Raw genomic sequence first — 6,560 nt, 5'->3', positions numbered from 1 at the left:
CGGACAGCGTGATCTCCACAGCAGAAGGACCCGAATGCGACATGACAACAGCGTAGTAAATAACCATCAGGATTTCTGGCGCATCACACTAGTGCGTTGGCCACGAACGTTCGCCGGGTTTGGTCATGCAGCTTTGGGTCGTGGGCGGCCCCAGCGTTGCTGGCGTTCGCTGCGGACCTTGGCGCGTTCGCGGCGCTGGGCGGCCAGGACGTTGGGGTGACGCGCGTTGGCGTTTCGCCATCGCAGGTAGTCCTGGAGCTTGTGGGCGAGGACGGTGTGGTTGGGGTGGTTTGAGTTGGCCATGACGAAGTTGCGCAGGGGACCGAACTGGGCCTCGATCGGGTTGGCCCACGACGCGCTCGTCGGCGTGAGGCACAACTCGACCTTGTTCTTCTTCGCCCAGGCCAGACTGTCAGAGGCATGTGGAAAGTTCCAGGCATGTCGCCAGGGCGCTACGGATGGGGCGTTGACGCCATGTAGTGCAGCCGAGCAGCCCGTAGGACGTGCGAAGGCGAAGGCGCCCGGCAGCGAAGAGTGACGCGTTCTCATGTAGCCAATGGTGTTTGATCAATTCACGCCATGTGCCAGAAAGGTGCTCTGGCGCCGCAGCTCCCATCGCCTTATCATCGCCGGGAAATATCAGCGAGAGGAAGAAGGCTCTGGAGTGGAATTCAGTAAGAGGATCAAAAGAGTTGGTGCCGCGCGAGCCGGGCAGCGTCTGGCCGTTCTCGGTGCGTCTGCAATGCTCGCAGCCGGGTCTGTGATCGCACTTCCCGGCACTGCGACTGCCTCAGCCAGCTCTTACAACGGGGTGTGCGGAAGTGGTTATCGAGAGATCGGCCACTTGAACATTGTGGACTGGCAAGGGGGCATCGAAGCGGTGGTCTACTTAACGTATTCATCCGCCACAGGGAAGAACTGCGCCATCACCCAGACCGCGGCCGGTCTTGGCCAAGCAAACCTTCTAGTGTACATATCCAGACTTGATGGCGGAAATACCACGGTCCGCGACTACGGAAGCTACAGCAAATACGCTGGGCCCGTTTACTTGAGCGCCCCCGGAATCTGCATAGAATGGGGCGGCTCCCGGAACGGCAACGAAAGATTTGAGCCCAGCGGTCATTGCGGCTGACGTTGCAGGCAACGTCGGCCTGGATGGACCGAGCCCCCCGTCAGCTCTCGCATGGCGGGGGCTCGCCGCTTCAGCAGAAGCTAGTAGGGCTTGGTCAGGTTCGTGTTGGTGTTGCGTGTCCTGCGGGTTCGGTGTGTCGTTGGGGATGTGTGACGCCGGAGGAAGTTTCTGCTGTGCGTGGCGAGTTGGAGGACTTTGCGGCAGAGGTCTTCGGGCCGTTCGCGCGTAATGATCAGCGTCGGTGGGGGCGGGTCTACCTGCGGGGCCTGCTCACGGACGGGCAGCGCAAGTCGGTCGAGCCGATGGCCGCCCGGCTTGGTGAGGACGGGAACCGACAGGCGCTGGCCCACTTCATTACCACCAGCCCATGGGATCCAGCGCATGTGAGGGCCCGGCTGGCCTGGAGGATGGAGAAGGCGATCCAGCCCACCGTGCCGATCTTCGATGACACCGGATTCCTCAAGGACGGCAATGCCTCGGCGTGTGTGTCGCGGCAGTACACGGGCACGGCGGGCAAGGTCACCAACTGCCAGGTGGGAGTCTCGCTACACCTGGCCTCGGATCATGCCTCGGCGGCGGTGGACTGGCGGCTGTTCGTGCCCGAGACCTGGGCGCCGGGGTCCGTGAAGGCGCATCCGGACAAGGTCGCCCGCCGCACCGCCTGCGGCATTCCCGAGGACATCGGGCATGTGGAGAAGTGGCAGCTCGCACTCGACATGCCCGACGAAACCCGCTCGTGGGGCATCGAGGTGCCGCTGGCTGTTGCGGATGCCGGATGCCGGATACGGGGACGCGGCCGCCTTCCGGCACGGCCTGCAGGCCCAGGGCCTCAACTACGTCGTGGGAATCTCTACCACCCTCTCGGCCCAGCCCGGCCGAGCGAGGCCGGTGACCGAGACGTACTCCGGGACCGGACGGCCGCCGGTTGCGAAGTACCCGGATAAGCCACAGTCGGTGAAACAGCTGGTCATCGGGGCGGGCCGGAAGGCGGCGAAGCCGGTGCAGTGGCGTGAGGGCTCCCGGCCCGGCACCGGCCGCAGTGGCTTCAAGCGGATGTACTCGCGGTTCGTGACCTTGCGGATTCGTCCTGCCGGACGCGAGGTCCGCCAAGCCGTCGACGGCCCGGAGCTTCCCGAGTGCTGGCTCCTGGCCGAGTGGCCGGCCGACCAGGCCGAACCCGTCCAGTTCTGGCTCTCCGACCTACCCGCCGACACCCCGCTAACCACACTGGTCCGCCTGGCCAAGCTCCGCTGGCGCATCGAACACGACTACCGCGAGATGAAGCAGGCGTTGGGCCTGGCCCACTTCGAGGGCCGCACCTGGAACGGGTGGCACCACCACGTCACCCTCGTCTCCGTCGCCCACGCCTTCTGCACCCTGCAACGACTGGCCAGAGCCCCAAAAGACACCACGCCGGCCTGAGCCTCTACCGCATCGTCCGCGAGCTACAGACCCTCCTCGCGACATGGACCGGCGTATGCCCCACCTGCCACTGCGGCATGCCCACACCAGCCCCAACCTGACCAAGCCCTACTAGTGCTCTGACCGCATAGGTTCACCGGGTTCGACGGCAGGCCGCGTGGGTGCGCTGGAAGGTGATCCCGCGGTGGTCGAGGAGGCAGCGCAGGGGGTCTCGCGGGCCGATGTGGATCATCCGGCCGTGGATGCATCGCAGGTAGGCGGCGAGTTTGCGGATCGACCAGCGGGTGAAGGGCTGGCCGAGTCCAGAAGCAGCCGCTCGGTACTCAGGGCCGGGGTCACGGACGGCGGCTACCCACGCGGCGCCGATCCGGTCAAACCGCTCTCAACAGCATGAAGTCGACAGCAGGAGCCCGCAGCCGCAGAGCAGGTGATCACGGGATACCGCCCGAAGACGCGCGGAGGGCGGCTCGTATCCTGACCAAGATCCAGGTAGAGAGCTGCGCAGTCGGCCACCTGGAGGACCGCCTCCGGCCTCCCGCACTGATCGGGCACGGCTGCACCGGAGGTGGTCCGGAAGCGACAAGGGGAGAGATTTTGAAGGGTTCTGCCAGCCTGAGAAAGTGGCGCGGGCCGACCGGACTGCTCGTGGCGCTCGCCGCCGCCGCGTCCCTGCTGACGGCCACGCCTGCCCAGGCCGAGGGCGCGGTGAGCCCGGCGGTGACCCCGTCAGCGAGCGGCCTGCGGGTGATCTCGTGGAACATCTGCGGTGACGCGGGCGGCACCCGGGACGGCACCACTCCCGGCTACTGCCCGTACCGCAACGAGCCTTGGAGGAAGGTCGACGCCATCGCCGACCTCGCCGACAAGCACCAGGCCGACGTGCTGATGCTCCAGGAGGCCTGCGGGTACGACAAGGACGCCGTGGAGCCCGCGAAGGTGCCCAAGCTCAGCCACATGTACCGGCTGGCCGAGGAGTTCGCCGCGCGCGGACAACAGTGGACGATGGTCCACGCGGTCAACCCCCGGTCCGGCGGTGAGGATCCGGCGAACTGTGCCGGCCGGGACGGCGGCCGGGGAGTGCTCGACGGCAACGTGGGCGTCCTGCTCGCCGTCAAGGGAGAGATCTCCGACGTCCAGATCACCGATCTCCGACCCAACGGTCTGACCGTCGAGGACTTCAAGGGTCTACTGACCGAGGACGAGCTCAAGAATCTCGACCAGCCGCAGGCGACCGCACACGGGGCGCAACAGCGGCCCCTGCTGTGTGCCCGGCTCACCGGCCGGCCGGACAAACTGTGCACCACACACCTGACCGCCGGAGTCAAGGACAAGCCCATCTACGAGGCGCTCAGGACGATCGAGTCGCGCACCCTCACATCCACCCTCGCCACCGACATCGGCGCCGGCCTGGTCCTCGGCGGCGATCTCAACGCCACCGCGGCATCGGCGACCCTGGAGCCCTTCGCGGGCAAGCTCGACCGCTGCGCGAACGACGCCCACACCCACCAGACATGGAAGCCCGGGAACGCCGCCCCGAGCCGGTACTGGCTGGACCACGTCTTCACCACCAGGCGAACGGCTCCCCGTTTCACCAGCTGCCAAGTCGATCAGTCACTGATGGACACGACCCGGATGGAAGGTGACGAGCAGTCCAATCCCCCCAGTTCGGTCTCGGACCACGCTCCGGTCATCACCTACCTGGGCACTCCCGGTGACCTCGACGGCGACGCGAAGCCCGACCTCCTCGCCATCGCGGGCGGCACGCTGCGCCTCCATCCAGGCGACGGCAAGGGCGGGCTGGGCGCGCCGGTGGTCATCGGCCAGTCCGGCTGGTCCGGTGCCTCGGTGACCCACCGCGGGGACTGGACCGACGACGGCCGGGAGGACATCGTGGCCCGCGTCGGCAGCGAACTCAGGCTCTTCCGCAACCGTGGCGGGGGCACCATCGCCGGCCACTTCAAGCTCGCCACCGGCGTGCCGACCGACACCAGGATCCTCGCCACCGGCGACATCTCCGGCGACGGGTACCCGGACCTGGTCGCCGTGTCCGGTGACAAGCTCTACCGCTACGACGGAGTCCGCGGCGCGGAGCCGTCCGTGAAGGCCGCGGTCGAGATCGGCACCGGAGGCTGGAAGGACATGATGATGGCCGCTCCGGGCGACTCCGACCGCAACGGCCGACCGGACCTCTTGGCCCGTGACGCGGAGGACGGACAGCTGTGGCTGTACCGGGGCAGCGGCACGGGCACATTCCCGTTCACGGACCGTGTCGAGTACGGCCGCGACTACAAGACCAACCGGCCGCTGATCACCAGCGGCGGTGACGCGAACCTCGACGGCAAGGCCGACATGTGGGCGACGACCGACACCGGGGCGCTGCTCTTCTACGCGGGCACCGCACAGGGAACCGGCGACGGAGCCAGGACCGAGGTGGCCCCGAACGGCTGGGCCGCCGTTCAGTCCATGAGCTGACCGGCCGCAACGAGCACGAGCACGGTTGCGGCTGGCCCGGCCGGCCGAAGGCGCTGGCTTCCTACGGCGTGATCTCACCGCCGTAGGAAGCCGGGCCAGTGCGTGGTGTGCTGGGAGACAGCTCCCTGATCGTCACGCCGGGAGTCGCGCTTTCTGGTGAGTCCGCAGGTGAGCACGCCCGGCCCGGCACACTGGGTGCTGCCATTGCCGCTGGTGCGTCACATGTTGTCATGGGCCGGACGGTCACCCGTGCCGCGGACCGGGCCGCGGCATTCCGGCTCGTCCGCGCCGACCTGGAGCTGTGAGCGGAAACGATCACCGGACTGGATGGTCAGGCCGCTGCCAGCGAGTGCGGCCGGCTGCCCCAGCGGATGCCCTTCTCGCTGCGGATGCGGGCGCGTTCTTTGCGTTGGGCGGCCAGGACGTCGGGGTGGCGGGCGTTGGCGTTGCGCCAGCGCAGATAGGCGTGCAATGCGCGGGTCTGGACGGTGTGGTTTGGGTGGTTGGAGTTCGCCAGGGTGAATTGCCGCAGCGGTCCGAAGTGCGCCTCGATCGGGTTCGCCCAGGAGGCATTGGTCGGAGTAAAGCAGAGCTCGGTCTTGTTCTTCCGCGCCCACTTGCGGATCTTCGCTCCCTTGTGGGCGGAGAGGTTGTCCAGGATCACGTAGATCGGGGCGCCGTCGGGGCGTGCTGACCGGATGGATTTCAGCGCGGCCAGGGACTGGGCGGCGCCCTTGTGGCGGCGGTTGACGCCCCACAGGGTGTCGTCGCCGACCGAGTAGCAGCCGTGCAAATAGGTGACCCCATGCGTGCGGTGGTAGGTCGCCGGGACCCGGTCGGGCCGGCCCGGCTTGGCCCAGCAGGAGCCGCCGGTGGGGCGGATGCCGAGCGGTCCGAACTCATCGAAGGCGAAGACCCGGTCGGGGAAGTGGTCCAGGACGTACTCGATCCGGTCGAGTTTGGCGTCGCGGTTGGGGTCGGTGGAGTCCTTCCACGTCTTGGTGCGCTGGAAGGTAATCCCGCGACGGGCGAGAAGGCAGCGCAGGGCCTCGCGGCCGATGCGGATCAACCGGCCGTGGATGCGTCGCAGGTAGGCGGCGAGTTTGCGGATCGACCAGCGGGTGAAGGGCTGGCCGAGCTTGGTCGGGCGGGTGGTGGCCGTCTGGATGACGAAGTCCTCGTCATCAGTGCTGAGCTGGCGGGGACGGCCTCCCGCCCACCGAGGGTCCAGGCAGGCCAGGTCGATCTCGTTGAATCGGTGGATCACATCGCGGACTGTGTCCTCGTCGGCCTGCACCAGCTGGGCGATCACCGGTACTCGGTTGCCGCCGGCTGAAGCCAGCAGCATCATCGCGCGCCGGTAGCGCACCGTACTGGTACTGCCGTGGCGCACGATCCGCTGTAACTGCTGGCCTTCCAGATCTGTCAGTCTCCGGACCCTGACCGGCTCCGCCACCACGCCTCCCCGCACCCTGGATGTCTGTCCGCCCGCATCCAACCGGTCCGGACCGTGCCACCGCCAACCCGGTGAACC

At 67.5% G+C, this 6,560-nt stretch carries 3 protein-coding genes and 3 pseudogenes; 3 read left to right on the top strand and 3 right to left on the bottom strand.

Annotated elements, in window-relative coordinates:
- Positions 1-123 precede the first annotated feature (123 nt).
- A pseudogene (locus ACFY04_RS36835) lies at positions 124-402 on the bottom strand (IS630 family transposase); the annotation flags it as partial.
- Positions 403-1,281: 879 nt separating this feature from the next.
- On the opposite strand from ACFY04_RS36835, the pseudogene ACFY04_RS36830 reads away from it, so the two are divergent.
- Positions 1,282-2,554, top strand: a pseudogene (locus tag ACFY04_RS36830) (IS701 family transposase).
- Positions 2,555-2,714: 160 nt separating this feature from the next.
- Here ACFY04_RS36830 and ACFY04_RS36825 read toward each other — a convergent pair.
- Positions 2,715-2,828 (bottom strand): annotated as a pseudogene (locus ACFY04_RS36825) (IS630 family transposase); the annotation flags it as partial.
- Between the two features lie 320 nt (positions 2,829-3,148).
- On the opposite strand from ACFY04_RS36825, the gene ACFY04_RS36820 reads away from it, so the two are divergent.
- Positions 3,149-5,026, top strand: coding sequence for an FG-GAP-like repeat-containing protein (locus ACFY04_RS36820; protein WP_389123985.1), 1,878 nt, complete (start codon positions 3,149-3,151; stop codon positions 5,024-5,026).
- 98 nt (positions 5,027-5,124) lie between these two features.
- Positions 5,125-5,331 (top strand): orotidine 5'-phosphate decarboxylase / HUMPS family protein, encoded by a 207-nt coding sequence (locus ACFY04_RS36815; RefSeq protein WP_389123983.1) that lies wholly within the window; start codon positions 5,125-5,127, stop codon positions 5,329-5,331.
- A 26-nt stretch (positions 5,332-5,357) separates the two neighbouring features.
- On the opposite strand, the gene ACFY04_RS36810 is transcribed toward ACFY04_RS36815, so the two are convergent.
- The gene (locus ACFY04_RS36810; protein ID WP_389123981.1) at positions 5,358-6,482 is read right to left on the bottom strand and encodes an IS630 family transposase; all 1,125 of its coding nucleotides are present in this window, start codon (positions 6,480-6,482) and stop codon (positions 5,358-5,360) included.
- Between the last annotated feature and the right edge of the window lie 78 nt (positions 6,483-6,560).

Source organism: Streptomyces sp. NPDC001549 (assembly GCF_042894025.1).
Lineage (GTDB): Bacteria > Actinomycetota > Actinomycetes > Streptomycetales > Streptomycetaceae > Streptomyces > Streptomyces kutzneri.
This window is presented reverse-complemented; position numbering and strand designations above follow the sequence as displayed.